This is a genomic window from Nocardioides sp. Z43_10 (assembly GCF_059766615.1).
This window is the reverse complement of record NZ_JCBAJY010000005.1, coordinates 146,071-172,024: the sequence shown is the minus strand read 5'-3', so window position 1 is coordinate 172,024 and position 25,954 is coordinate 146,071. Positions and strand designations below refer to the sequence as shown.

At 72.1% G+C, this 25,954-nt stretch carries 25 protein-coding genes; 7 read left to right on the top strand and 18 right to left on the bottom strand.

Translation table 11 applies throughout. The annotated features are described in order from the left end of the window. Positions 1-8 precede the first annotated feature (8 nt). The 3 genes from AC6EI4_RS11115 (at position 9) to AC6EI4_RS11105 (ending at position 2,750) form a co-directional block, all read left to right on the top strand. The gene (locus AC6EI4_RS11115) at positions 9-854 is read left to right on the top strand and encodes a glycerophosphodiester phosphodiesterase family protein (RefSeq protein WP_498451472.1); all 846 of its coding nucleotides are present in this window, start codon (positions 9-11) and stop codon (positions 852-854) included. Beyond that, on the top strand, positions 851-2,215 hold the full coding sequence (locus AC6EI4_RS11110; protein ID WP_498422740.1) for an MFS transporter: 1,365 nt from the start codon (positions 851-853) through the stop codon (positions 2,213-2,215). The genes AC6EI4_RS11115 and AC6EI4_RS11110 overlap by 4 nt, the downstream gene beginning before the upstream one ends. A gap of 148 nt (positions 2,216-2,363) precedes the next feature. Beyond that, positions 2,364-2,750 (top strand): RNA polymerase-binding protein RbpA, encoded by a 387-nt coding sequence (locus AC6EI4_RS11105; protein ID WP_498422742.1) that lies wholly within the window; start codon positions 2,364-2,366, stop codon positions 2,748-2,750. A gap of 28 nt (positions 2,751-2,778) precedes the next feature. Here the strand turns inward: AC6EI4_RS11105 and AC6EI4_RS11100 are convergent, their stop codons facing one another. The 7 genes from AC6EI4_RS11100 to kdd form a co-directional block, all read right to left on the bottom strand. Continuing rightward, positions 2,779-3,273: an FxsA family protein gene (locus AC6EI4_RS11100; protein WP_498451471.1), complete on the bottom strand. Its 495-nt coding sequence runs from the start codon at positions 3,271-3,273 to the stop codon at positions 2,779-2,781. Then, positions 3,270-4,010: a polyprenol monophosphomannose synthase gene (locus AC6EI4_RS11095; RefSeq protein ID WP_498451601.1), complete on the bottom strand. Its 741-nt coding sequence runs from the start codon at positions 4,008-4,010 to the stop codon at positions 3,270-3,272. Before AC6EI4_RS11095 ends, AC6EI4_RS11100 begins: the two co-directional genes overlap by 4 nt. Before the next feature lie 29 nt (positions 4,011-4,039). Further along, positions 4,040-5,569 carry an apolipoprotein N-acyltransferase gene (gene lnt / locus AC6EI4_RS11090; RefSeq protein WP_498451470.1) on the bottom strand — a complete coding sequence of 510 codons (1,530 nt, stop codon included), beginning with the start codon at positions 5,567-5,569 and terminating at the stop codon, positions 4,040-4,042. A gap of 413 nt (positions 5,570-5,982) precedes the next feature. After that, positions 5,983-6,384 carry a 3-aminobutyryl-CoA ammonia lyase gene (kal, locus tag AC6EI4_RS11085; RefSeq protein ID WP_498451469.1) on the bottom strand — a complete coding sequence of 134 codons (402 nt, stop codon included), beginning with the start codon at positions 6,382-6,384 and terminating at the stop codon, positions 5,983-5,985. Beyond that, the gene (kamE, locus tag AC6EI4_RS11080) at positions 6,381-7,118 is read right to left on the bottom strand and encodes a lysine 5,6-aminomutase subunit beta (protein ID WP_498451468.1); all 738 of its coding nucleotides are present in this window, start codon (positions 7,116-7,118) and stop codon (positions 6,381-6,383) included. Before kamE ends, kal begins: the two co-directional genes overlap by 4 nt. Continuing rightward, positions 7,115-8,686 carry a lysine 5,6-aminomutase subunit alpha gene (gene kamD, locus AC6EI4_RS11075; RefSeq protein ID WP_498451467.1) on the bottom strand — a complete coding sequence of 524 codons (1,572 nt, stop codon included), beginning with the start codon at positions 8,684-8,686 and terminating at the stop codon, positions 7,115-7,117. The genes kamE and kamD overlap by 4 nt, the downstream gene beginning before the upstream one ends. Continuing rightward, entirely contained in the window at positions 8,683-9,819 is a 1,137-nt protein-coding gene (gene kdd / locus AC6EI4_RS11070) for an L-erythro-3,5-diaminohexanoate dehydrogenase (RefSeq protein WP_498451466.1), read from the bottom strand. The genes kamD and kdd overlap by 4 nt, the downstream gene beginning before the upstream one ends. Before the next feature lie 151 nt (positions 9,820-9,970). Here kdd and AC6EI4_RS11065 point away from each other — a divergent pair, with 151 nt between their 5' ends. Together AC6EI4_RS11065 and AC6EI4_RS11060 are read left to right on the top strand one after the other, a co-directional pair. Beyond that, complete coding sequence (locus AC6EI4_RS11065; RefSeq protein ID WP_498451465.1) at positions 9,971-11,404, top strand: KamA family radical SAM protein; 1,434 nt, start codon at positions 9,971-9,973, stop codon at positions 11,402-11,404. Positions 11,405-11,647: 243 nt separating this feature from the next. Beyond that, entirely contained in the window at positions 11,648-12,601 is a 954-nt protein-coding gene (locus tag AC6EI4_RS11060; RefSeq protein WP_498451464.1) for a type IV toxin-antitoxin system AbiEi family antitoxin domain-containing protein, read from the top strand. Positions 12,602-12,711: 110 nt separating this feature from the next. On the opposite strand, the gene AC6EI4_RS11055 is transcribed toward AC6EI4_RS11060, so the two are convergent. Beyond that, entirely contained in the window at positions 12,712-13,149 is a 438-nt protein-coding gene (locus tag AC6EI4_RS11055; protein WP_498422756.1) for an Lrp/AsnC family transcriptional regulator, read from the bottom strand. 111 nt (positions 13,150-13,260) lie between these two features. On the opposite strand from AC6EI4_RS11055, the gene AC6EI4_RS11050 reads away from it, so the two are divergent. Next, positions 13,261-14,190, top strand: coding sequence for a 5'-3' exonuclease (locus AC6EI4_RS11050; protein ID WP_498451463.1), 930 nt, complete (start codon positions 13,261-13,263; stop codon positions 14,188-14,190). A gap of 57 nt (positions 14,191-14,247) precedes the next feature. Further along, the gene (locus AC6EI4_RS11045; protein ID WP_498451462.1) at positions 14,248-14,910 is read left to right on the top strand and encodes an SDR family oxidoreductase; all 663 of its coding nucleotides are present in this window, start codon (positions 14,248-14,250) and stop codon (positions 14,908-14,910) included. A gap of 106 nt (positions 14,911-15,016) precedes the next feature. On the opposite strand, the gene AC6EI4_RS11040 is transcribed toward AC6EI4_RS11045, so the two are convergent. The 10 genes from AC6EI4_RS11040 to AC6EI4_RS10995 form a co-directional block, all read right to left on the bottom strand. Continuing rightward, complete coding sequence (locus tag AC6EI4_RS11040) at positions 15,017-17,830, bottom strand: DEAD/DEAH box helicase (RefSeq protein WP_498451461.1); 2,814 nt, start codon at positions 17,828-17,830, stop codon at positions 15,017-15,019. Further along, positions 17,827-18,708 carry a YegS/Rv2252/BmrU family lipid kinase gene (locus tag AC6EI4_RS11035; protein ID WP_498451460.1) on the bottom strand — a complete coding sequence of 294 codons (882 nt, stop codon included), beginning with the start codon at positions 18,706-18,708 and terminating at the stop codon, positions 17,827-17,829. Before AC6EI4_RS11035 ends, AC6EI4_RS11040 begins: the two co-directional genes overlap by 4 nt. Before the next feature lie 10 nt (positions 18,709-18,718). Beyond that, a complete protein-coding gene (locus tag AC6EI4_RS11030) occupies positions 18,719-19,156 on the bottom strand; it encodes a hypothetical protein (RefSeq protein ID WP_498451459.1) in 438 nt (145 codons plus the stop codon). Then, a complete protein-coding gene (gene tatC, locus AC6EI4_RS11025; RefSeq protein WP_498422765.1) occupies positions 19,153-19,992 on the bottom strand; it encodes a twin-arginine translocase subunit TatC in 840 nt (279 codons plus the stop codon). Before tatC ends, AC6EI4_RS11030 begins: the two co-directional genes overlap by 4 nt. 38 nt (positions 19,993-20,030) lie before the next feature. Further along, positions 20,031-20,318 carry a Sec-independent protein translocase subunit TatA gene (gene tatA / locus AC6EI4_RS11020; protein ID WP_498422766.1) on the bottom strand — a complete coding sequence of 96 codons (288 nt, stop codon included), beginning with the start codon at positions 20,316-20,318 and terminating at the stop codon, positions 20,031-20,033. 38 nt (positions 20,319-20,356) lie between these two features. Continuing rightward, entirely contained in the window at positions 20,357-21,358 is a 1,002-nt protein-coding gene (locus tag AC6EI4_RS11015; RefSeq protein ID WP_498422767.1) for a helix-turn-helix transcriptional regulator, read from the bottom strand. Beyond that, positions 21,355-22,338, bottom strand: a complete 984-nt coding sequence (locus AC6EI4_RS11010) for a helix-turn-helix transcriptional regulator (RefSeq protein WP_498422769.1) — start codon at positions 22,336-22,338, stop codon at positions 21,355-21,357. Before AC6EI4_RS11010 ends, AC6EI4_RS11015 begins: the two co-directional genes overlap by 4 nt. A gap of 62 nt (positions 22,339-22,400) precedes the next feature. Then, positions 22,401-23,411 carry an FKBP-type peptidyl-prolyl cis-trans isomerase gene (locus AC6EI4_RS11005; RefSeq protein ID WP_498422770.1) on the bottom strand — a complete coding sequence of 337 codons (1,011 nt, stop codon included), beginning with the start codon at positions 23,409-23,411 and terminating at the stop codon, positions 22,401-22,403. 93 nt (positions 23,412-23,504) lie between these two features. Beyond that, positions 23,505-24,866, bottom strand: a complete 1,362-nt coding sequence (gene pafA / locus AC6EI4_RS11000) for a Pup--protein ligase (protein ID WP_498422773.1) — start codon at positions 24,864-24,866, stop codon at positions 23,505-23,507. Positions 24,867-24,971: 105 nt separating this feature from the next. Next, entirely contained in the window at positions 24,972-25,949 is a 978-nt protein-coding gene (locus tag AC6EI4_RS10995) for a PDDEXK family nuclease (RefSeq protein WP_498451458.1), read from the bottom strand. Positions 25,950-25,954 lie beyond the last annotated feature (5 nt).

Genomic DNA, 25,954 nt, shown 5'->3' with positions numbered 1-25,954 from the left:
CTGCCCCGGTGAGCAGCCCCCAGCGCCCCACGGCGCACCGGCCGTCGACGCCTCGGACCGGCTACCCCTTCCTCGACACGGTCCTCGACCCGCCGGGCGGGGTGCTGGCGTTCGCTCACCGGGGTGGTGCCTACCACCCGGAGATCGAAGGGCTGGAGAACACGCTGGCCGCCTTCGCGCACGCGGTGGACCTCGGCTTCACCCACCTGGAGACCGACGTCCACGTGACCGCGGACGGCGTGCTGCTCGCCTTCCACGACCAGGTGCTCGACCGGGTCACCGACCGCCAGGGTGAGATCGCCAAGCTGACCCACGCCGAGGTGCAGCAGGCGCTGATCGGCGGCGTCGAACGGGTGCCGACGCTGGCCCAGCTGTTCGAGCGGTTCCCCGAGGCGCGCTTCAACATCGACCTCAAGTCCGCCGGCTCCGTGCCGGCCCTGGCCCGCTTCATCGCCGAGCACGACGCCTGGGACCGGGTGCTGGTCGGCTCCTTCTCCGGCCGGCGGCTCAATGCCTTCCGCAGGATCGTCCGGGGCCGGGTCCCCACCTCGGCGCACGCCCTCGAGGTCCTGGCGTTCCGGTTCCTGCCCTCGGGCCGGCTGGCGGACCGGTTGACCCGCGGGCGGGTGGCGGCGCTGCAGATCCCCCATCGCCACAGCGGGCTCACGGTGACCACGCCGGGCCTCGTCCGCCGCGCTCATGCCGCCGGCAAGCACGTCCACGTCTGGACGGTCGACGACCCCGGCGAGATGGTCCAGCTGATCGAGCGTGGTGTCGACGGGTTGATGACCGATCGCACGGACATACTCAGGCGCGTGCTGCGAGCGCGCGGCCTATGGAGGGGAGAGGCATGACCCAGCTGTCCGACGAGAGGCCCGCGCCCACGCGCCGCGGCTTCGGCTGGCCCGTCTACGCGTGGGGCCTGTGGGATTGGGGGTCGGCCGCCTTCAACGCCGTGATCACCACGTTCGTGTTCTCGGTCTACATCACCTCCGACGACTTCGGGCCGGGGGCGTCCGCGAAGCTCGGCTGGGCTCTCGCGGCGGCCGGCCTGCTGATCGCGCTCTTCGCCCCGATCTCCGGGCAGCGCGCCGACCGCTCGGGGCGGCGTACCTTCTGGCTGGGGCTGAACACCGGGCTGGTCATCCTGGCCTCGATGGCGCTCTTCCTGGTGAAGCCCAGCCCGGACTACCTGTGGCTCGGGCTGGTGCTGGTGGCCGCGGGCAACATCTTCTTCGAGTTCGCCTCGGTCAACTACAACGCGATGCTCAACGAGATCTCCGCCCCGGCCAACGTGGGCCGGGTCTCCGGGCTCGGCTGGGGACTGGGCTACATCGGCGGCATCGTGCTGCTGCTGATCGTGTACTTCGGGCTGATCAGCCCCGAGGTGGGGGTCTTCGGCATCACCGGCGCCGAGGGCCTCGACGTCCGGGTGACGATGCTGGTCTGTGCCGGCTGGACGCTGCTGTTCTCGCTGCCGGTGCTGCTCACCGTGCGCGACGACAAGACCCGGCGCGCCGACCGGGGCGAGCGGGTCGGGTTCATCGGCTCCTACCGCCTGCTGTTCGCCACCGTCGCCGACCTGTGGCGCACCGACCGCAACACCGTGTACTTCCTGGGTGCCTCCGCGGTGTTCCGCGACGGCCTCGCCGGGGTGTTCACCTTCGGTGCCGTGATCGCCGCCAAGGTGTTCGGCTTCAGCGACTCCGGCGTCATCGTCTTCGGGATCGCCGCCAACGTGGTCGCGGGCATCGCCACCATCGCCTTCGGGGCCCTGGACGACAGGTTCGGTCCCAAGCGGGTGATCGTGCTCTCGCTCTCCTCGATGATCGTCGCGGGCCTGATGGTGTTCCTGCTCCACGACCGCGGGTCGATGGTGTTCTGGATCTTCGGCCTGACGCTGTGCGTCTTCGTCGGCCCGGCCCAGTCCGCGTCGCGCACGTTCCTCGCCCGGCTGATCCCCGAGGGCAAGGAGGGGCAGGTGTTCGGTCTCTACGCCACCACCGGCCGCGCGGTCAGCCCGCTGGCGCCCGCCCTGTTCTCAGGCGCCATGTGGCTGGGGATGGTCGTCACCGGCGGCGACCACATCGACGACGCCCAGCACTGGGGCATCCTCGGGATCATGGTGGTGCTGGCGCTCGGACTGGCCCTGCTCATCCCCGTCAAGGGACGTATCCGGGAGGATTCTGCGCTGGTCACCCACCCCCAGTTGTAGTTGCGCAGGCCACATCACGTGATTTCGGGAATCTCCGGGGTACCTCTACCGTTGAACAGACACGACGGCAAGGGGTGCTCGTGCGCCCTGCTCCTGGGGTGTCGTCGAATGTCGGACATGGTTTTTTCAGTCATCTGGAGGTGGCTCAATGGCGGAGCGCACACTGCGTGGGGCTCGGCTCGGTGGCCAGAGCTTCGAGGACGAGCGCGGCATCGAGTTCGCGGCGCGTCAGCAGGTCGGGTACCAGTGCAAGCAGGGTCACGAGTTCGAGATCACGATGTCGGTCGAGGCCGACATCCCCGCGAACTGGGAGTGCCCGCGGTGCGGCGCGGAGGCGCTGAGCACCTCCGGCATCGTGCCCGAGGTGAAGGCTGAGAAGCCGGCTCGCACCCACTGGGACATGCTGCTGGAGCGTCGCTCCGAGAAGGAGCTCGAGGACATCCTCAAGGAGCGCCTCGAGCTGCTGCGCGGCGGCGAGATCGGTCCGGCGCACCTGCACCGGGCCAACGCGAAGAAGCGCAAGGCGAGCGCCTGAGGGAGCCTGCCCACGGCAGTCGCTCGACTCAGTCGTCGAGCACCTCGCCCCGGATCACCGGTCCATCGGACCGGGGTCCGGGGCGATTGCCTTGTCCGGGGCCTCCCCCGACCAGCTTGCGGCTGACCACGCGGGTCAGCGCCCGGCGGGCGAGCGGCCGGGTCACCGGCAGGATGAGGAACATCGCGACCAGGTCGCTGACGAAGCCGGGGGTGAGCATCAGCGTGCCGCCGATCAGGATCAGCGCACCGTCCGCGAGCTCGCGTGCCGGCATCCGTCCGCTGGCCAGCGCGTCACGCAGCGCCGCCCAGGCCCGGGCGCCCTCGTGCTTCATCAGCCAGCTGCCGACGACGCCGGCCAGGATGAGCAGCGCGATGGTCCACCATCCGCCGATCACCTGGCCCACCTGGATCAGGACGTAGACCTCCACCAGGGGTACGACGACGAAGGCGGCCAGCAGCAGCCACACCCAGCCGCGGCGACCACGCCGGGGCGCGCCGTACTCGGGGCTCGCCCAGCTCATCGCGCGACCTTGGCCCGGATCCTGGAGACCGCCTGGTGCAGCTGGCGTCCTCGCTCGCGCAGACCCCAGGCCGTGATCCGGCGCAGCGACTCGGCCGCCACCGGGGCGGTCATCTTGGAGTCGCCGTGGACGCGCTCCACGAACCGGATCGGCACCTCCGCGACCCGCAGGCCGGCGTCGAGGGTGCGCCAGACGAGGTCGGTCTGGAAGACGTAGCCGGTGGACTGCACCGAGGCGAGGTCGATCTTCTCCAGTGCGGCGCGGCGGAAGACCCGGTAGCCGGCGGTGGCGTCGTGCACCCCGATCCCGAGCAGCAGCCGGACGTAGAGGTTGCCGCCGCGCGAGAGCAGCTCGCGGCGCCGCGGCCAGTTGACCACCGATCCTCCCGGCACCCAGCGCGAGCCGATCACCAGGTCCGCCTCGCTGAGGGCGGACAGCAGGCGGTGCAGCTCCTCGGGCTGGTGCGACCCGTCGGCGTCCATCTCCCCCACCACGTCGTAGCCCGCGTCCAGGGCCCAGCCGAAGCCCTCCAGGTACGCCGCACCCAGGCCGGTCTTGGCGGTGCGGTGCAGCACGTGCACCTGCGGGTCCTGCGCGGCGAGCCGATCGGCGATGTCGCCGGTGCCGTCCGGCGAGGCGTCGTCGACGACCAGCACGTCCGTGGTCGGGGACGCCGTGCGCAGCCGGCGCACGATCGACTCGAGATTGGCAGCCTCGTTGTAGGTCGGGACCACCATCACGACGCGACCGCGCGTCTCCTCGTTGCTCACGCTGTCTCCTGCGCAGTGCCGTCTGGGTCACCCGGGTTCCTGGCGGACACCCGAGACTTACGACGATACGCCAGCCACACCAGCACCAGGCCGATCCCCGTCAGCGCGACCGCGGCGCGGGAGAGCCAGGGGCTGATCCGGACCGCCGGGGTGAGCTCGTCGACGAGCCCGACCTCGGCCCGCAGCACGGTGCGCGTCCGCTCGTCGGCCTGCTCGAGGACCTCGCCGTCGGGGGCGATGATGCCGGAGACGCCGTTGACCGCGGCGACGACCGTGTAGCGCCCGGTCTCCAGCGCCCGGAGCCGGCTGATCTCGTACTGCTGCTCGATCTGGCTGGTGTGGATGAACATCGCGTTGCTGGTCTGCACCACCAGCAGCTGACCGCCCTCGCGGATCTGGGCGTGGATGCCGTCGTCGTAGGCGACGTCGAAGCAGATGGCGTCGGCGACCAGGGCGTCGCCGATGCGCAGCGGCGTGGTCCCGGTGCCGGCCAGCATGTCGCGTGCCACCAGGTCGAGCCGGCTCACGCCCTGGGTGAGCAGGCTGTTGCGGAAGGGGATGTACTCCCCGAACGGCACCGGGTGCCGCTTGGTGTACCGGTCGCCACCCCCGGTCTCGGGGTCCCAGACGACGCCCTGGTTGAGCACCTGACCCTCCTGCGGCCCGTCCACGATGGCGCCCACCAGGATCGGCACGCCGATCGCCTCGGAGGCCTCTCGGATCCCGGCGTTGACCCCGCCGTCGCCGAAGGGGTCCACGGCGGTGGAGTTCTCCGGCCAGACCACGAAGTCCGGGCGGGGGGTGGCCGTCTCCTCGGCCAGTGCCACGGTGGCCTCGACGTGGTTGGCGGTGACCTGGCGATGGTCGAGCAGGATGTCGTCGCCGCGCCCGGGCACATCGCCCTGGACCGCGGCGACGTCCACCGTGTCCACCGGCTCCACGTCGTACGGCGCGAGAGCGGGCAGGGTGGCGACCAGGGCGACGGCCGTGAGCGTGGCCAGCGCCGGCAGGGGCCGCCGCCGCACCTCGAGCACCGCCCAGGCGAGCGTGGCCCCGAGCAGGGCGAGCAGGAAGCCGACGCCGACGGCACCGACCCACGGCAGCGCGCCGGCGAATGGAGTGTCGACGGTGGCGAAGGCCAGGCGCCCCCACGGGAAGCCGCCGAACGGCCACGAGCCCCGCAGCGCCTCCACCGAGGTCCACGCGGCCGCGAACCACAGCGGCCAGGCGGGCAGCCGCATCAGCGCCGCGGCGATCGCCCCCAGAAGACCTAGGTACAGCGCCTCGACCGCGGCGACCCCCAGCCAGGCGTCCACCCCGACCACCCGCATCCAGAACAGCAGCGGGTAGAAGAAGCCGGCGCCGAATGCCAGGCCCGGGAGCCAGGCCCGGCGGGCCCGGAGCCCGCGCAGGCACAGCGCGAGGCCGGCGAGGGCGACCGGGACGAGCAGGGTCAGGCCGACCGGCTCGAAGGCGAGCGAGAGGAGAGCGCCGGCGCCCAGGGCGAGGAGGGTCCGCAGCAGCACTCCCCCACGGTACCTCGGGGGACGCGGGCGAGCAGGTAACGGAAGGGCGCCCGCACGCTTCGGACCAACCCGGAACCGACTGGCTGTCGGCGGCGGGAAGTTGTCTACGGCGCGCGGGCCCCTTCCGTGTCCGCCCTCACGAGGGAGCACCGACCTCCGTGAACAATGTCGCCAGGGTTCGTGGTACCCGACCCTTCGACACGGCCACTCGGACGCCGGTGTCCCCACCGCGAGCTGCGTGGGAGGACCTCGGCACCTTGGTCTGACCGAGCCCGCCCTGTCAACCGGCCCCTGACCTGCGACGACGCGCGTTTGCGCAGGTCAGCGCGTCGGATCCGGAGGCTGTGACGATGCCGGCTATCGAGACGTAGCGGCGTGTCGCGCGGGACACGCCGCCTCGCCGGGCGGCACCGTCAGCGCGGCGGCACCACGACCGTGCCGGTGGCCTCGGTGGCCAGCAGTGGCTCGGCCAGGACGCTCGCGGCACCGGGGGCCTCCGGGGTCGCGGCGCCACGCGCCACCACGTGTACGGCGAACGACATCACCCGCGAGCGTCGACCCACCCGGATCAGCTCGGCGCTCACCTCCAGCACGTCCCCGGCCCGGACCGGGGCGCGGAACTGCACGTCGTCGTACGACGCGAACAGCCCCTCGTCGGAGTCGGTGAGGATGCACATCTCCGTGGCCACGTCCCCGAACAGGCCGAGGGAGTAGGCGCCGTCGACGAGGTTGCCGGCGTAGTGGGCGTGGGAGTAGGGGACGTAGCGGCGGTGGGTGACCCGCAGGCCAGGGACCGGGCTCGGTGCGCTGCTCATGAGGCCATCCTCGTCGTCACCCGGTGCACCAGGAAGCTGGCGACCTCGCCCGGCGTGGTGCCCCGGGAGAACACCCGGTCGACCCCGAGCTCGCCGGCCATCCGCTCGTCGAAGCGCGGACCACCGACCACCAGCAGCGGGCGCCGCTCGACGGGGTAGGCCTCCCGGAAGGCGGCCGACATCTCGCGGGTGTTGAGCAGGTGGGCGTCGCGCTGGGTGACGACCTGGGAGACCAGCACGGCGTCGGCCTGCTCGGCCTGCGCACGCTCGACGAGGTGCGGCACCGAGACCTGCGCCCCGAGGTTCACCACCTTGATCTCGCGGTAGTACTCCAGCCCCTTCTCCCCGGCGAAGCCCTTGATGTTGAGGATCGCGTCGATGCCGACCGTGTGCGCGTCGCTGCCGATGCAGCCGCCGACCACCACCAGGCGCCGGGCCAGGCGCTCCTTGACCGCCGCGTTCACCTCCTTGGGGGTCAGCAGCGGGTAGTCGCGCTCGACCACCTCCACCGTGCTGGTGTCCACCAGGTGGTTGACCCGGCCGTAGACCACGAAGAACGTGAAGCCGGCACCGAGCGGCCGCGCGTGCGCCACCAGCGCGGGGTCCATGCCCATCTTGTTGGCCAGCTGGACCGCCGCCCCCTCGGCGACCTTGTCGTGGGGCAGCGGCAGCGTGAACGACATCTGCACCATGCCGTCCCCTGAGGTGTCCCCGTAGGGACGGACGATGCTCATCGCTCCTCCAGCAGCTCGGTGGCGGGGTTGTGGTAGATCTCCGACTTGACGGCGACGCCGTCGAGGCCGCGCCCGGCGTCGGCGGGGCGCTTCATCAGCCCGAAGGTGCCGTCGGCGATGGCGTCGAGGAGGCCGTCGTCGTGCTCGAGGATGCGCTCCATCAGCTCCAGGGACTCCCCCAGGACCTGGTGGGCGCGGCTCACGATGACGCCGCCGGGAGCCGGGCGGAAGTCCTCGTGCAGGCTGCCGGCCGCCTGCAGCACGTAGCGCACGTTCTGCAGCGCCAGGTCGCGGTCGGAGAGCCACGGGGTGACCACCGCCTCGGTCATCATCCCGACCAGCAGGATGCCCTGGCCGGTCAGCGCGCCGGCCAGGTTGAAGAAGCCGTCGAGCAGGTGCCCGCGGAACACGTCGCCGCTCATGTGCCGGGTGGGCGGCATCCACTTCAGGGGCGCGTCGGGGAACAGCTCGCGCGCGAGCAGGGCGTGGGCGAGCTCGAGGCGGAACGAGTCGGGCACGTCGGGGTCGATCTCGAAGGCGTGCCCCAGGCCCAGCTGCCAGTCCTCGAGACCGGCCTCCTTGGCGAAGAACTCGTTGAGCAGCTGGCTGGTGGTGACCGTGTGCGCGGCCTCGATCGCGTCGGCGGTGGTGAGGTAGTTGTCCTCGCCGGTGTTGATGATGATCCCCGCGCGGGCGTGGACCTGGCGGCTGAAGCGCTGGTCGACGAAGGTCCGCACCGGGTTGATGTCGCGGAAGAGGATCCCGTACATGGAGTCGTTGAGCATCATGTCGAGACGCTCGAGCCCGGCGAGCACCGCGATCTCCGGCATGCACAGCCCGGAGGCGTAGTTGGTCAGCCGGACGTAGCGGCCCAGCTCGCGGCTGGTCTCGTCCAGCGCCGCCCGCATCAGCCGGAAGTTCTCCTGGGTGGCGTAGGTGCCGGCGAAGCCCTCGCGGGTAGCCCCCTCGGGGACGTAGTCCAGCAGGCTCTGCCCGGTGGAGCGGATCACCGCGATCACGTCGGCGCCTTCGCGGGCAGCCTGCTGGGCCTGCGGGATGTCCTCGTGGATGTCGCCGGTCGCCACGATCAGGTAGATCCACGGGGTGCGTGGCGCGTCGCCGACCCCGGCGACGAACTGCTCGCGCTCGGTGCGCCGCGCGTCGATGCGTCGTAGGCCGGCCTGCACGCCGACCCGGGCCGCGGCGCGCGCCCGCTCGGCGTCGCGGCCCGCGGGCAGCCGGAACCGCACGGAGCCGGCGGACGCCTTCTCGGCGAGGACGGCCAGGTCGGGGGCCTCGCCGCGGACGATCGCGTCCCAGACCGGCAGCGCCACGCCGTGCGCGAGCCCGCCGTCCTCGGCCAGGTCGCCGCGCACGCAGTCGAGCAGGCGGTTTGCCCAGGGGATGCCGTCGGCGTCGGCGCCACCCAACCCGGCCAGGCGCAGGGTCGCGCGCTCCACCGCCACGGTGGTGTGCTGCTGGGCGAGATCCACGATGGGGCGCCCCACCCGGGCCGCCAGGTCGCGGGCCCGGGCGACGGTGCCCGGGTCGAGGTCGAGCTTGCTCATGCGGGGATCTCCCTGCTCTGGGCCGGCGCGGTCTCGGCCGCCTCGGTCGTCTCGGTCGTCTGGGTCGCATAGGTCGTCTCGGCAGCGAGGCGGCGCTCGAACAGACTCCGGACGCCGTCGGTGCGGCGCAGCAGCTCCAGCGCGTACGCCGCGTGGCCGGGCACGTAGCCGTTGCCGATCAGCATGGTGACGTCGGCGGCCACCCCCTCCGCCCCCAGGGCGGCGGCGGAGAACGACGTGGCCATCGAGAAGAAGACGACCGTGCCGCCGTCGGCGGTGGCCAGCACGGCTCCGCCCTCGCAGCCCGGCACGTCGACGCAGACCACGCTCACGTCGGCCGGGCCGCCCGCCGCCCGGACCGCGTCGCGCAGCGCGATCGGGTCCCGCGCGTCGGCGACCACGACCTCGTCGGCCAGGCCCGTGCCGCGCAGCAGCTCGGCCTCGGCCTGGGTCGGCACCACTCCCACCGTGCGGGCGGCGCCGGCCGCGCGGGCGGCGGCCAGGCTCAGCGACCCGGACTTCCCGGCCCCGCCGATGACCGCGACCGTCGGCGCGTCGTACTGACCCACCACGCGGGCCGTCAGCGCCGGCGCGCCACACACGTCCATCACCGCCAGCGAGAGCTCGGCGGACAGGTCCTCGGGCAGCCGGGCCGCGATGGAGCGCCCGAACAGCACGGCGTAGCCGTCGCAGGGGACCTGCTCGCCGCGCCCGTCCCAGCGCGCCAGTCGGTCCTCGACGACCAGCGGCGTCAGCGTCAGGGAGACCAGGGTGGCGACCCGGTCGCCGACGGCGAGGCCGAGCGCAGAGCGCTCCCCCACCTCCTCGACGACGCCGACGAGCATCCCCCCGGAGCCGGTCTCGGGGTTCTGCATCTTGCCCCGCCCGGTGATGATCGCGAGCACCTCGGCGCGCAGGGCGTCGGCGTCGAGCGACCCGGTGGCGTCGGTGTGGCGGCTCGCCAGCTGGCGGTAGGAGGCCGCGTCGAGGTTCAGCCGCTCCACGCGGATCCGCACCTCGTCGGGCCACAGCTCGCGGCGGGTGTCGAGCCGCTGGGCGGCCTGCGGCAGGGACCCGGGCGGCTCCAGGACGCGGTGGAGGCCGAGGGGATCGCTCACGATGACGGGCTGCACGGCCATTCCTCCATAAATCAACGGGTTTCGCCGGAAATCCTACGGTTTTGTGCTGGACTAGCGTCAGTTAATCCGCCTACTTTGGCAGATGTCGCGTACGCCACACAACCGGCCACAGCGCCGGCGAACCCTCCACCGCACAGGAGCCACCATGACCCTCGACGGCCAGCCCTACCCCTACCGGCGCGTGGAGCTCGTCGAGCCCGACTGGACCAGGTTCCCGGGCTGGCGCGGCGTCACCGCCGAGGAGTGGGCCTCGGTGCAGTGGCAGCGCGCGCACTGCGTCAAGAATGTGCGCCAGCTGCGGGCGCTGCTGGGCGACCTGGTCGACGAGCGCTTCTACGCCGACCTCGAGCGCGACCAGGCCGAGCGCGCGACGATGTCGATGCTGGTGCCGCCGCAGATGATGAACACGATGGTGCCCCACGCGGTGCCTGCAGGGCCCGGCTCGCTCACCGAGGCGCTGTACGCCGACCCGGTGCGCCACTACATGCTGCCGGTGTTCTCCGACCGCCGTACCGACTGGCCCTCGCACCCGCACGCCGCGCGCGACTCCCTGCACGAGCACGACATGTGGGTGGCCGAGGGGCTCACCCACCGCTACCCCACCAAGGTGCTCGCCGAGCTGCTGCCCACCTGCCCGCAGTACTGCGGGCACTGCACCCGGATGGACCTGGTGGGCAACTCCACCCCGCTGGTCGAGAAGCTGAAGTTCTCCGCCAAGCCGGTGGACCGACTCGACGCGATGATGGAGTACCTGCGCCGCTCGCCGCAGGTCCGCGACGTCGTCGTCTCCGGTGGCGACGTGGCCAACATGCCCTGGCCGCGCCTGGAGGACTTCCTGACCCGGCTGCTGGAGATCGACAACATCCGCGACATCCGCCTGGCCACGAAGGCGCTGGTGGGTCTGCCCCAGCACTGGCTGCAGGACGAGGTGCGCGCCGGGGTCGAGCGGGTGGCGCGCACCGCCCACGCCCGCGGGGTCTCGCTGGCGATCCACACCCACGCCAACCACGCCAACTCGATCACGCCGCTGGTGGCGGACGCGAGCCGGGCGATGCTCGAGGCCGGGGTGCGCGACGTACGCAACCAGGGGGTGCTGCTGGACGGGGTCAACGCCGACCCGCACACGCTGCTCGACCTGTGCTTCCGACTCCTCGACGGCGCGCAGATCATGCCCTACTACTTCTACATGTGCGACATGATCCCGTTCTCGGAGCACTGGCGGGTCTCGGTCGCCGAAGCCCAGCGCCTCCAGCACCACATCATGGGCTACCTGCCCGGCTTCGCGACGCCGCGGATCGTGTGCGACGTGCCGTTCGTCGGCAAGCGCTGGGTCCACCAGCTCACCGAGTACGACACCGTCCGCGGGATCTCGGGGTGGACCAAGAACTACCGCACCTCGATCGAGTCCCTCGACGACGAGGCGCTCACCCGGACCTACCAGTACTACGACCCGATCCACACCCTGCCCGCCGAGGGCCAGGCGTGGTGGGCCGAGCACAGCCGGCGCGACGAGACCGCCGTACGTGCCGCCGACGCCGCCCAGGCCTCCCGGCGTACCGCTGAGCTGCAGGCTCGCTGAGGGGGCCGTTCTTGGGCTCGGCGCTCTCGGGGGGTGGAATCCCCGGTCGGCCGGGGAACGCTGATGTTGTCGGCCGAAACTTCGCCCGACAACATCAGTGATTGACAGGTGCACGGGCCCATCGCTGGGTACGGCGACGCCCGGCGGCCCGGTGAGCGTCCACAGGGACCTCGCCACCCGCCGTGCTCCACAGGGCGGCACCACCGCGTCGTGAGGTGAGCGTCGACGCGCGACAGTCGGGGGATGAACAGCTCCCTCGAGGCAATCTGTCGCCGGCACGGCGTCTTCCTGCGGCGCGAGGCGATCGCCCTGGGCTACCACGACCGCGCCATCGCCCGGGAGGTGCGGGCCGGGGCGTGGATCCACGTGCGTCACGGCGCCTACACTCTCGCGCCGTTCTGGACCGAGGCGACGCCGTTGCAGCGACACGGGCTGCTGGGCCGCGCGGCCGTCCGCACGGCCCGCGCGCAGGTGGTGCTGTCCCACACCAGCAGCCTGCCCTTCCACGGCTGCGACGCCTGGGATCTCCCGCTCCAGGAGGTGCATCTGACCCGTCTCGACGGGAGGACCGGGCGTCGCGAGGCCGGGGTGCGCCAGCACCGGGGCAGGATTCTGGACGGGGACGTGGTCGAGCGGGACGGGATCCGCTGCACCTCCGCCACGCGGGCCGCCCTGGAGGTCACCACGGTGGCCGACGTCGAGCGGAGCCTCGTGGTGGTCAACTCGCTGCTGCACAGTGGTGCCACCACCCGCGCGGATCTCCTGGAGCGTTATGCCGCCATGGAGAGGTGGCCTGAAACCCTGCACACCGGTCTCGTGCTCGCGCTGTGTGACGAGCGCGTCGAGTCCGTGGGCGAGAGCCGCACCTTGGACCTGCTGCGACGCTTCTCTCTGCCGTCGCCCGTGCCGCAGTTCGTGGTGCGTGACGCGCACGGCGAGATCGTCGGGCGAGTGGATTTCGCGTGGCCGGAGCTCGGAGTCTTCCTCGAGTTCGACGGGGCGGTGAAGTACGCCGGGCCGCTGGCGGGCGGCGAGAGCGCCGCCAATCTGGTGATCCGTGAGAAGCGCCGTGAGGAGCGGCTCTGCGAGGTCACCGGCTGGCGCTGCATCCGGATCACCTGGTGGGACCTGGAGCACCCCGAGCGGACCGCGCAGCGACTCCGGGCGATGCTGTTCCCGCTGTCGCGGATCGCCTGATCCACAGGGCAACCGCTGAACTTGTCAGGCGAAGTTTCGCCCGCCCAGTTCAGGCTTCCCCGGTCGGCCGGGGAAACCGACAGCCAGGCCGGGACAGACGCGGCCGAGCCTCAGAGGACGGACCGGTTCTCGTACGGCGTGGACAGCACGATCGTGGTCCGGGTGGCCACGTTGGCCGCCGACCGGATCCGCGACAGCAGGTCCTCGAGGGCCAGTGGCGTGGCGACGCGGATCTTGAGGATGTAGGACTCCTCCCCCGCCACCGACCAGCACGACTCGATCTCCTCGATCCCCAGCAGCCGCTCGGGGCAGTCGTCGGGCTGGGAGGGGTCAATCGGCCGGATCGAGATGAACGCCGTCAGCGGCAGGCCGATCTCGGCGTGGTTGATCGTCGCGCCGTAGCCCAGGATCAGGCCACGCTGCTCGAGGCGCTTCACGCGCTGGTGCACCGCGGACGTGGACAGGCCGGTGGCCTTCCCGAGGTCGGTGTAGGACATCCGGCCGTCGGTTGCCAGCAATGTCAGGATCTGCCGGTCGGTCTCTTCCACGCTCGCACACTAGCGGCACTTGGCCCCCTCGGCACCGGGGTCCACCGGTGGGTGGCCACCGTGGGCCGCCGCGAGGCTGCGAGCGTCGGAGCGCACGCCTAGGCTTCGGCCATGACTGAGTCCCCGCAGCGGCTGATGCTGCTCGACACCGCGAGCCTGTACTTCCGTGCCTTCTTCGGGATGCCCGACACGATCAAGGCGCCGGACGGGACGCCGGTGAACGCGGTGCGCGGGCTGATGGACTTCATCGCCCGCCTCGTCACCGAGTACCAGCCCACCCACCTGGCCTGCTGCTGGGACAACGACTGGCGCCCTCAGTGGCGCGTCGACCTGCTGCCGACCTACAAGGCGCATCGGGTGGTCGAGGAGGTGCCCGGCGACCCCGACGTGGAGGAGGTCCCCGATCCGCTGCAGGTGCAGATCCCGGTGATCCTGGAGGTCCTCGACGCCTTCGGCCTGGCCGTGGTCGGCGCCGACGAGCACGAGGCCGACGACGTCATCGGCACCCTGGCGACGGGCGCGGGCATGCCCGTGGACATCGTCACCGGCGACCGGGACCTCTTCCAGCTCGTCGACGACGAGGCTCAGGTGCGGGTGCTCTACACCGCGCGCGGGGTCGGCAAGCACGAGCGGGTGACCGACGACTGGGTCTGGGCCAAGTACGGCGTCCACGCCCGGCAGTACGCCGACTTCGCGACGCTGCGCGGTGACTCCTCCGACGGCCTGCCCGGGGTCGCCGGCGTGGGCGACAAGACCGCCGCCACCCTGCTGGGGCGCTTCGGGGACATCGACGCGATCGTGGCGGCCGCGCACGACCCGGCCAGTGAGATGGGCCCGGGGCCGCGGGGCAAGATCAAGGCTGCCGCCGACTACCTCGCGGTCGCGCCCCAGGTGGTCGCGGTGGTGCGTGACCTCGACCTCGCCGGCCCCGACCTGACCCTGCCCCGCACCCCTCGCGACCCCGACCGCGTCGTCGCGCTCGACGAGCGGTGGGGGCTCGGCAGCTCCGCCGTACGCCTGGTGGAGGCGCTACAAGGCTGAGCTCTCGCTCTCGCCGCTGACCGGGGCGGTGCTTGCCCGGCGCGTACGTTGGAGGCCATGACTCACATCGCGATCGTCGGCGGCCACGGCCAGGTGGCCCTCCACCTCCACCCCCTCCTCGTCGCCGCCGGTCACACGCCGGTGGCGCTGGTCCGCAAGGAGGAGTACCGCCCCGAGCTCGAGGCGCTCGGCGCGCAGGTGCGCATCCTCGACATCGAGCGCGACGACGCCACGGCGTTCGCCGAGGCGTTCTCGGGCTGCGACGCGGTGGTCTTCGCCGCCGGCGGCGGACCCGACGGGAACATCGAGCGCAAGCGCACGGTCGACCTCGAGGGCTCGCTCAAGTCGATCGAGGGCGCCCACAAGGCCGGCATCGGTCGCCTGGTCCAGGTCTCGGCGATCGGCGTCGACGAGCCGATCCCCGAGGACACCGCCCCGGTCTGGCGGGCGTACGTCGAGGCGAAGCGCGACGCCGACGCGGCGCTGCGCGAGAGCCCGCTGGAGTGGACGATCATCCGGCCCGGCGCCCTCGTGGACGAGCCCGGCACCGGACGCGTCACTCTCGCCGAGCGCGTCGAGCGGGGCAGCGTCCCGCGCGCGGACGTCGCCGCCGTCGTCGCCGCTGCCCTGGACAGCCCCGCCACCGCCGGGCACCAGTGGGAGCTCGTCTCCGGGGACCTGAGCATCGACGACGCGATCGCTCGGGCCGTCGCCGGCTGAGCGAGCTCACGCCGACTCGGCGCAGATTCCGCGCGAGTTCACGCCGACTCGGCACGGATTTTGCGCGAGTTCACGCCGACTCGGCGCGGGGTTGCGCCGGGTTGGGTTAGTCGGCCAGGGCTGAGTAGGCGACCACGCCGCGGCGCAGCCGCTTGACCGTCTCGCGTGCGGTGCTGCGCAGCGCGGCGTCGTCGCCGGCGGCGTCGGCGACCTGGCCGGCCAGGTCGAGCAGCTGCTTGACCCACCGGACGAAGTCGCCGGCGGCCAGCCCGGTGGCGGTGAGCACGTCGTCGAGCTCGTCGCCCTCGGCCCACCGGTACGCGGCCCAGGCGAAGCCGAGGTCGGGCTCGCGCAGGTAGTCCAGCCGGTGCTGCTTCTCCAGTGCGTCGAGGCCGGCCCACAGGTGCACGGTCTGGGCGATCGCGTCCTGGATGGCGCCGCCGGGCACCCGCGGCGTGGCGGAGTCGTCGGCGCGCCGGGTCTCGTAGACCAGGACCGAGAGGGCGGCGGCCAGCCCGGAGCCGTCCAGCCCCTCCCACGTCCCCTGGCGCAGCGCCTCGGCGGCGACGAGGTCCATGTCGTTGTAGATCCGCTGCAGGTGCCGGCCCCGCTCGGTGACGGTGTCGCCCTCGAGGTAGTCCAGCGCGGTCAGCACCTCGCAGACCCGGTCGAACTGCCGGGCCACGGTGTTGGTGCGCTGCTCCACGCGGCGCCGCAGGGTGTTGGCGTCACGGTCGAGCTTGAACCAGCGCTCGGCCCAGCGTGCGTGGTCCTCGCGCTCGGGGCACTCGTGGCACGGGTGCGCGCGCAGCTCGGCGCGCAACCGCTCGATCTCCGCGTCCTGGCGGGTCACGGCCAGGGTGTCGCCGCGCGCCGACCTGCTGCGCGGCGGCTGCGGGTCCAGCCCGTGCGTGGCCGAGCGCAGGGTGGCGGCCAGGTCGCGGCGCATCTGCGGGTTGCGCGCGTTGAAGTTGCGCGGCACCCGCACCCGCGAGAGCGCCTGCACCGGGGTGGGGAAGTCGACCATCGCCAGCCGGCGCGCCTGGCGGTCGCTGGTGACCACGTAGGGGCGCGGCTCCTCGCCGGTCAGGCCGGGGTCGATGACCACGGCGTACCCGGCGTACTTGCCGGTCGGCACCGCGATGACGTCGCCGGGGCGCAGCTTGCTCAGCGAGGTCAGTGCCTCCTCGCGACGATCCAGCCGGCGGGCCCGCGCGGCCCCCTTCTCGGCGTCGTTGATGGCACGGCGCAGCCCGGCGTACTCCATGAAGTCGCCCAGGTGGCAGGTGGCGGCCTCGCGGTAGCCGTCCAGCGCCTCCTCGCTCTTGCGCAGCTGGCGGGCCATCCCGACCACGGCCCGGTCGGCCTGGAACTGCGCGAACGAGGACTCGAGCAGGCTGCGGGCGCGCTCCCGGCCGAACTGGTGCACGAGGTTGACGGCCATGTTGTACGACGGGCGGAACGACGACTTCAGCGGATAGGTGCGGGTGGAGGCCAGGCCGGCCAGCTCGCGCGGGTTCATCCCCGGCTGCCACAGCACGACGCCGTGGCCCTCGACGTCCAGGCCGCGGCGCCCGGCGCGCCCGGTGAGCTGGGTGTACTCCCCCGGCGAGAGGTCGGCGTGCGTCTCGCCGTTCCACTTGCTGAGCTTCTCGATGACCACGGTGCGCGCGGGCATGTTGATGCCCAGCGCGAGCGTCTCGGTGGCGAAGACGATGCGGCACAGCCCCTGCTGGAAGAGCTCCTCGACGCACTCCTTGAACGTGGGCAGCATCCCGGCGTGGTGGGCCGCGATGCCGCGCGTCAGCGCGTCGAGGAACTCGTGGTAGCCGAGCACCTGCAGGTCCTCGCGCGGCAGGTGGGCGCACTTGGCCTCGACGAACGCGTAGATCGTGTCGCGCTCCTCGGGCGTGGTCAGCCGCAGGTTGGCGTTGAGGCACTGGGTGACGGCCGCGTCGCAGCCGACCCGGCTGAAGATGAAGTTGATCGCCGGCAGCAGCCCGTCGCGCTCCAGGCGCTCAACGACGTCGACCCGGCTGGGGATCCACACCCGTCGTCCGTTGCCGATCGGGCGCCCCCCGCCGGACTTGTCGTCGCGGCCGCGGGCGTTGCTGCGTCCGCGCGGCGAGCGCCGGTCCTTGATCCGGGTCGCGGCCCACTCGTCGCGGGCGATCTTGACCAGCTCGTTGTTGACCGGCGCGCCCTCCTTCACGAAGCCGGCCTTGGCGTCGACGTCGGAGTCGGCGAACAGGTCCAGCAGCCGCCGCCCGAGCATCACGTGCTGGTAGAGCGGGACCGGGCGCTTCTCCTCCACGATCGTGGTGGTGTCCCCGCGCACGGTCTCGAGCCACTCGCCGAACTCCTCGGCGTTGGAGACCGTCGCCGACAGCGAGATCAGCGCGACCGACTCGGGCAGGTGGATGATGACCTCCTCCCACACCGCCCCGCGCATCCGGTCGGCGAGGTAGTGCACCTCGTCCATCACCACGAAGCCCAGACCGCTCAGCGTCCGGGAGCTGGCGTACAGCATGTTGCGCAGCACCTCGGTGGTCATCACCACGATCGGCGCCTCGCCGTTGACGCTGTTGTCGCCGGTGAGCAGCCCGACCTGGTCGGCGCCGTAGCGCTTGACCAGGTCGGAGTACTTCTGGTTCGACAGCGCCTTGATCGGGGTGGTGTAGAAGGCCTTGCGTCCGGTCTGCAGCGCGAGGTGGATCGCGAACTCGCCGACGATGGTCTTGCCCGAGCCGGTGGGCGCGGCGACCAGCACCCCGCGCCCGTCCTCGACCTCGCGGCAGGCGCGCAGCTGGTAGTCGTCGAGCTCGAAGTCGTACAGCCCGGTGAACTCGCGCAGCACCGGGTGGCGCTGCCAGACGCGGAAGTCGGCGTAGCGCTCCGCGGCGGTCTTGTCGTCAGTCATGCCAGCACTTTCAGCGCGCCGGGCGCGCACTCGATCGTCAGGGGAAGGGGACCGAAGCGCTCGCCGTCGGCGTAGGCGACGATCCCCGGGGCGGCCACGGTCACCTGCCGCACCCGGTGGTGCTCGTAGCGCGGGTGCGTGACGTGGGTACCCCGGAACAGCCTCGGGTAGGTGCGGACCAGCTCGACCTTGCTGACCGGCTTGATGATCACGACATCGAGCATGCCGTCATCGAGCAAGGCGCCCTCGGCGATGCGCAGCCCACCGCCGAACGACGGACCGTTGCCGACCGAGACCAGCATCGCGTCGACCCGGCGGGCCGCGCCGTCGAGGTCCAGGCTGTAGGACAGCGGCCGGAAGGTGCGCAGCTCGGCGAGCGTGGCGAGGTTGTAGCGCATCTGGCCCTGCGGCCAGGTCATCGAGTTGGCCCGTTCGTTGACCACCGCGTCGAAGCCGGCGGCGAGCACGGTGAGGAAGTAGCGCGTGCCGCACCGGGCGAGGTCGACCTGGCGGGTGCGCGAGGCGATCACCCGGTCCACCGCTGCGGACGGGTCGCCGGTGGCGATCCCCAGCGCGCGCGCCGCGTCGTTGCCCGAGCCGGCCGGGATGATGCCCAGCGCCACCGGCGTCCCGGCGACCGCCTGCACCCCGACGTGCACCAGCCCGTCGCCGCCGCAGACGACCAGCGCCTCCACGCCGTCGCTGACGCAGCCCCGGGCCAGGTCGAGGGCCTCGTCGGCGTCACGGCCCTGCAGGTCGCGCACCGCGAGCCCGGAGCTGCGCAGCCGGTCGAGCGCGGCGTCGCGGAGCCGGCGCCCGCGCCCCCGGCCCGCGGCCGGGTTCGTCAGGAGTGCGATCTCTCGCGTTTGCACGGCCACGCAGGCGAGACTATCCGGCGGCCCCTGGACGCCGCGGCGAGGAGGTGCCGATCCGCAGCAGCACGGCGTAGCGCTCCGGCGAGGCGCCGACGGCGCGGGCCAGCCGGCTGATCGCGTCGAGGGCACGGTCGGCGTCGAGGTCGGACCCGGGCAGCGCGAGCGTGAGCCGGCCCTCCCGCTCCACCAGGTACACCTGGCCGTGCCGCCAGGCCTGGTGGGTACGACGCCGCACGTCGTCGGCGGCCACCGGGGCCGGGTAGGCCTCGTCCACGGCCAGCAGGTCGCACGGCAGGTCGCAGGCCCGGTCGTCCTCGACGCCGGTGAGCCGCCCCGAGACCAGGTGCCCGGCGGTGCGCACCCCCACCTCGGTGCTCCAGGTGACGTCGCCGACGCCGAGCCAGTCGGGCAGGTCGAACGGGTCGACCTCCTCGGGGAGGGCGCCCGTCACAGGGCCGACAGCTCGTCGTCGCCGACCGTGGCCAGCGTGTTGCGGCGCCCGCGCCGCCGGTCCAGGATCCGCACGATGATCTCGGAGAGGACGAAGAGCCCCAGCATCGGCAGGGCCAGGAACAGCATCGAGAACGGGTCGGTGGAGGGGGTCGCCACGGCGGCGAAGACGAACGTGCCGATCACGATCCACGGCCGGTAGGTGCCCAGGGCGCGACCGGGCAGCACCCCGACCAGGTTGAGCAGGATCACGAAGACCGGGATCTCGAAGGCGATGCCGAAGACCAGCAGCGTGCGGGTGAAGAAGCTGAGGTAGTCACCGAAGTCGACCAGGTTGACCAGCGAGTCCTGGGTGAACCCGATCAGCACCTCCAGGCCCTTGGGCAGGGTCCAGTAGCCCACCGCCACGCCGATCAGGAACAGCGGACCGGCGACGGCGGCGAAGACCCGGCTCCACTTGCGCTCGTGGCGGTGCAGCCCGGGCAGGATGAACGCCCAGATCTGGTAGAGCCACAGCGGACTGGTGGCGACCAGGCTGACCACCCCGCACAGCTTCAGCTGCAGCATCAGCGGACCACCCACGCCGCCGATGGTGGCCTCGGTGTCGACGTCCTCCCCCAGCGCCGCGCTGGCCCGCTCGTAGGGGGTCAGCACGAGGTCGAAGATGGGGTCGAAGAAGAACAGCGACACGACCAGGCCGCAGACCAGGAAGACCGCGATCTTCAGCAGCCGGGCGCGCAGCTCACGCAGGTGATCCGAGAGTGCCATCCGGCCGTCGGGGCCGACGGGATGGCGCGGCTTGCCCGCGAAGAGCTGGACGAGACCGGTGACAGACACGGGCGTGGCTCAGCTCGACGCCGTCCGCGGACGGGTGCTCAGAGGTTCTGGGTGTCGGGACGGGCGTCCGACGGCTGCGGGTCGGTGACGGCAGGGGGCGGGGTCTGCCGGCGCTGCGAGGCCGGCAGCTCGCCGGTCGGGCGGTCATCGTCGGAGAGCTCGTCGTCGTCCATCAGCCCCTTGGTCTCGGCCTTGAAGATGCGCAGGGCGCGACCGGTGCCGCGGGCGAGCTCGGGGAGCTTCTTCGCGCCGAAGAGCAGGACGATGACCAGGACGATCAGGATCAGCTCGGTCGGGCCGGGGGCGGAGATCAGGGGGGTGGTCATGGCGTCCTCACCTAGGAGTGCTGCGGGTAGTGATCATCCTACGCGCCCGAGCTGTACAGCCCGAGGGCCTGTCGGCCCTGCTCCAGGAAGTCGTCGCTGAGCTCGGCGGGGGTCACCACCCGCGCGTGCGGGGCCAGCCGCAGCAGCAGCCGGCGCAGCCACCGGTGGTCGGCCACGAGCAGGTCGATCTCCAGCGACCCGTCGTCCTGGGGGCGCACCGCCTCGACCGGGTAGTACTCCGGAACCCAGCGCGCCGCCGGAGCCAGGCGCAGCGTCACCGGGGTGGTGCCGGCGGCCGGCTGGAACAGCCCCGCGGACAGGTCACGCGGCGCCTGGGTGGCGGTGCGGACCGGTGTGTCGAGGACGGATGCGTGGTGCACCCGGTCGAGCCGGAACAGCCGCGGCGCCTCGGCGCTGTGGCACCAGGCGTCGAGGTAGGAGTGCCCGTGCGCGCTGAGCACCCCGCGGGGGTCCACGGTGCGCTCGGACTCCTCGTCGCGCGCCGGCACGTAGTAGGTCAGCCGGACCTGGCGGCCCCGGGCGACGGCGTCCTCCAGGGCGGCCCTGAGCCGGGTCAGCTCGGCCTCGGCGGGGTCGCTGCCCGGGTCGATCAGCGCGGCGGCGCTGCCCTGGGCGGTCGCGGCCTCGAGCTTGGCCAGCGCCCGGTCCACGATCACCCGGGTGTCGTCTCCGGCCCCGTTGCGCAGCGCGCGCAGGGCCACGATCAGCGCGGTGGCCTCGGTGGTGGTCAGGCGCAGCGGACGGGCCAGGTAGTCGGCGTTGAACACCCGGATCACCCCGTCGCCCTCCGGGCCCTCCAGCGCGTCGAGGTCCACGTCGATCAGGTCGTCGGGATAGCCGCCGGGCAGGCCGCACATCAGCAGTACCTTGAGGTCGCGCACCAGCTGTGCGGGCTCCACCCCGAGAGCCGCGGCGGCCTCCTCCAGGCGGACCTCGTCGTGGGCGTGCAGGTAGGGCACGAGCGTCAGCAGCCGGGCCACCTGCTCGCGGGCGTTGGGCTGCACGGGAGGCTGGCTCATGCGGCACCTCCGGGGACCTGGCGCGCCACGACCGCGGAGAGCCGGGCGACCACCTCCTCGCGCAGCCGCGGCGGGGACACGACGTACACGTCGGGGCCGTGGCTGAGCAGCTCGTCGGCGATGTCGGGGCCGGACTGGCCCAGGACGACCTCGTCCCAGGTCGAGCGGGTGTCGGGGCCCTCGACGCCCGGGGTGATGCTGATCGCGTGCCGGCGCAGGGCGTGACCGGCGTCGGCGCGCACCAGCACCACCGCGTGCTCGGCGACCGGGGCGGGCGCCAGGCGACGGGTCAGGGCGCCGACGTCGGTGCCGGCCGGTACGGCGTACGAGCGGGGCGGTCCGTCGTGCAGCACGCGACCGACCACCCGGGAGAGCCGGAAGACCCGCTCCTCGCCACGGTCGGTGTCGAGGCCCACGGCGTACCAGCGCCCCGAGGAGCGGACCACCCCCCACGGCTGGAGATGGCGGGTGGTGGCCTCGGTGGCCCCGGCCCGGCGGTAGGCGAAGGAGACCGGGATGCGCTCCTGGGTGGCCTCCCAGAAGGCGTCGAAGGCGGGCTCGTCGGCGCTCAGCCGCGGCTCCACGATGTCCAGGGCGGTGATGTCGACCGGCAGCCCCGCGGCCGCGAGCTTCTTCAGGGCCTCGGAGGTGGCCTCGGCGAGGCGGGCGTGCTCCCACACCCGGGTGGCCAGACCGATCACCGCGGCCTCGTCGGCCTCGAAGCGGATCTCGGGCAGGGCGAACGCGTCGGGACGGATCCGGTAGCCCGGCTCCTCGAAGAACGCGTCCAGGCTGCCCACCTCGATCGGGACCCCGAGGCTGCGCAGCTCCTCCTTGTCGCGCTCGAACATCTTCTCGAAGGCGTCGGTGCTCGCGTCGGGGTAGAGGATCGCCCGGATCCGATCCTTGGGCACGTAGTGGCGCTGGACCAGCAGCATGATCAGCAGGTTGAGCAACCGCTCCGACTTCGCCGTCGCCATGGCGGCTTCCCTTCCCTGCGTGTGGTGTCGCCCCGCTGTCGACCAGCGGGGCGACGCGGAGACTACTGCGTGGAGTCGTCGTTCTGCTCGGGGGGCGTGGCCGGGGAGGACGCGGGGTCCTCGGGGGCCGCCGGGGCCGCCGTCTTGTCGGTGGTGCCCAGGATGTCGACCACGAAGTACATCGTGTCGGTGCCCTTGATGTCGCCGCGGCCCTTGGCGCCGTACCCGAACTTCGGCGGGACCGCGAGCAGCACCCGGCTGCCGACCGGGACGCCCACCAGCTTGAGGTCCCAGCCCTTGACGAACCCGCCCTCGCCGATCGGGGCGGCGTACGGCTCGCGGGTGTAGGTCTCGTCGAAGGGCTTCTTGCCGCCGAAGACCTTGCCGAAGTAGTCGACGGCGATCACGTCGCCCTTCTTGACCTTCTCGCCGGTGCCGGCGACCAGCGTCGTGGCCTGCAGCTGCGAGGAGGGCCGCTTGAGGCCGGCGAAGTCGAGGTCGGTGACCGAGCCCTCGGCCTCGACCACCTTCGGCATGGTCGCCGGGGCCTTCTGCGCGGCGCCCTCGGGGGCGGAGAGCACCGGGTCGACGAGGTCGACGACGACCAGGACGCTGTCGCCGTTGCCCAGGCCGAGCGAGGCGTTGCCCTGCTCACCGTAGGCGTCCTTGGGCGGCGCGGCGACGACGATCCGCGAGCCGATGCTGCGGCCCTCGAGGGCCTCCAGCAGGAAGGCGGGCAGGTTGTCGGAGATCGAGAGGATGGTCGGCACCTGCGAGTCCCAGGTGCTCAGCGTCTGCTTGGAGGTGTAGCCGTTGCCCAGCCAAAGGTGCGCGAAGACGCCGTCGCCCTCGCCCAGCTTCGCGCCCTTGCCCTCGACGAGGACCTCCGACTCGAGCTTCTCGGCCTCCAGGCGACCGTCCCAGGTGACCTCGGGGGCGGTGCCGAAGTCGTCGGAGACCTTGACGGTGTCCAGCGCTGCGCCGGGCTCCTCCTCCTCGCCGCAGGAGGCGAGGCCGAGGGCCAGGCTCAGCGCGAGCGGGACAGCCAGCAGACGACCGGGACGACGACGCACGTGGGGACTACCTTCCAGACAAACGGGGTTCGGGTCAGCCGCGAACGGCGTCGTCACCTTATCCGGCGCCCCGTAACGGACGGGGCCGGCGGCTCACATCCCGTCGATCAGGCGCTGCACCCGCTCGTCGTAGGCCTTGAACGGGTCCTTGCACAGCACGGTGCGCTGGGCTTGGTCGTTGAGCTTGAGGTGGACCCAGTCCACGGTGAAGTCGCGGCGTCGCTCCTGGGCGTGCTTGATGAACTCGCCGCGCAGCCGAGCCCGCGTGGTCTGCGGCGGCACCGACTTGGCCTCGAAGACGCGCAGGTCGCTGGTCACCCGGGCGACCTTGCCTCGCTTCTCGAGCAGGTAGTACAGCCCGCGATCACGGTGGATGTCGTGGTAGGCCAGATCGATCTGGGCGATCCGGGCGTGGCCCAGCGCGAGGTTGTGCTTGGCGCGGTACTGCTCGATCAGCTTCCACTTGATGACCCAGTCGATCTCGGTGTCGACGAGGCCCAGGTCGTCGGAGTCCACGGCCTTCAGGGTGCGCTCCCACAGGTCCAGCGCCCGCTCGATGACCGGTGTGCTGAGCTCGCGGCGGTCGACGAAGTCGCGGGCCTTGGCCAGGTACTCCCCCTGGATCTCCAGCGCGCTGGCCTCGCGCCCGTTCGCGAGGCGGATCTTGCGGCGCCCGCTCGGGTCGTGCGAGATCTCGCGGATCGCCCGGATCGGGTTCTCCATGGTGAGGTCGCGCATCACCACGCCCTCCTCGATCATCCGCAGCACCAGGTCGCAGCTGGCGAGCTTGAGCATCGTGGTGGTCTCGCTCATGTTCGAGTCGCCGACGATCACGTGCAGGCGGCGGTACTTCTCGGCGTCGGCGTGCGGCTCGTCGCGGGTGTTGATGATCGGCCGGCTGCGGGTCGTCGCGCTGGAGACGCCCTCCCAGATGTGCTCGGCGCGCTGGGAGACCGAGTATGTCGCCCCGCGGGGCGTCTGGGTGATCTTGCCGGCCCCCACCATGATCTGGCGGGTCACCAGGAACGGGATCAGGACGTCGGCCAGCCGGCTGAACTCGCCGGCCCGACCCACGAGGTAGTTCTCGTGGCAGCCGTAGGAGTTGCCGGCGGAGTCGGTGTTGTTCTTGAACAGGTAGATGTCACCGGCGATGCCCTCGTCGTGCAGGCGCTGCTCAGCGTCGAGCAGCAGCCCCTCGAGGACGCGCTCGCCGGCCTTGTCGTGGGTGACCAGCTCGATGATGTCGTCGCACTCGGGCGTGGCGTACTCCGGGTGGCTGCCCACGTCGAGGTAGAGCCGGGCCCCGTTGCGCAGGAACACGTTGCTGCTGCGCCCCCAGCTCACCACCTTGCGGAACAGGTAGCGGGCAACCTCGTCCGGCGAAAGGCGTCTCTGCCCCCGGAACGTGCACGTGACCCCGTACTCGTTCTCGATACCGAAGATGCGGCGGTCCATTTCGCCACCCTAGGCCCCCTCACCTAGCACGCGGCGTACATCGCCCGCGTCCTCCTGCGTCGGTGGCTGCCGTTTGGTCCCCAACGGCGCGAAATCCGGCTCCAGTCATGCCGTCTGTGCCCAATCGGGGACCCCGTTGACCTTCCGCCAGCGGTTCTCCAGGCGAGCCCTGCCCGCCGGCGACCAGCAGGACTCCCCCACCAGCCGCCGCCAGGGCTGGACCCGGGCGGGCAGGTGCTTTCGCCCGAGGGCGTGGTCGATCTCCTGGAGCACGCTCGAGGGCCGGTTGAGGAGCTCGTCGGCGGTGAAGGCGCGACGGCGGTACGGCGTGCCGCTGAGGCGACGTTCGCGGCGCAGGTCGGCCGCCTGCACCTCAGGCGTGCGGTGCACACCCCCGTCGTACTCATGGAGGAACCAGGTGCCGACGACCAGCAGGTCCGCGCGCGCGACGAACAGGCCGTCGTCGTCGAACACCTCGAACTGCGGCTCGACGGCGATCCGGACCAGGACGTGGAAGATCCGCAGGAGCGTCTCCCACGCCGACTCCGAGCGGGCGTCGGACAAGCGCACCGCACGGCGCAGTCGACGTACGCCGGGACGCGGCGCCGCGTTGCACAGTGCCAGCAGTCGCTCGGGGGTGGTGTGTCCGGCGTGCAGGGCGGCGTCCACGAGGACGACGAGGTCCAGCAGGGACAGGTCCCGGGCGGCGCGCAGCAGGATCTCCTCGACCGTGTCGATCGGGACCCCTCGATGCTCCTGGACCTCGGCGGCGCGGGCCAGCCGAGAGCACACGAGCGCGGGGCGCCGAGGGCGCGGGTCATCGTGCTGCACGGCCGCGAAGACCGGGACACGCTCGGGCAGCCGCGGCAGGCTCCAGCCCAGCAGCCGCGCGGCGGTGAGGTGGGTGAAGACGGCGCCCTGGGGCAGTACCAACCGCCACGCGTGCAGCTCGCGGATCGTCTCCTCCTCGGGCCCGGCCCCGGGCAGCACCGGCAGGTACAGGCCATGTCCCACCCGGCGGTAGCCGACCGCCCGGATGTCGCCGCGGACCGCCCCGATGTCGGCTGCTGGTTCCTCGTTCATACAGG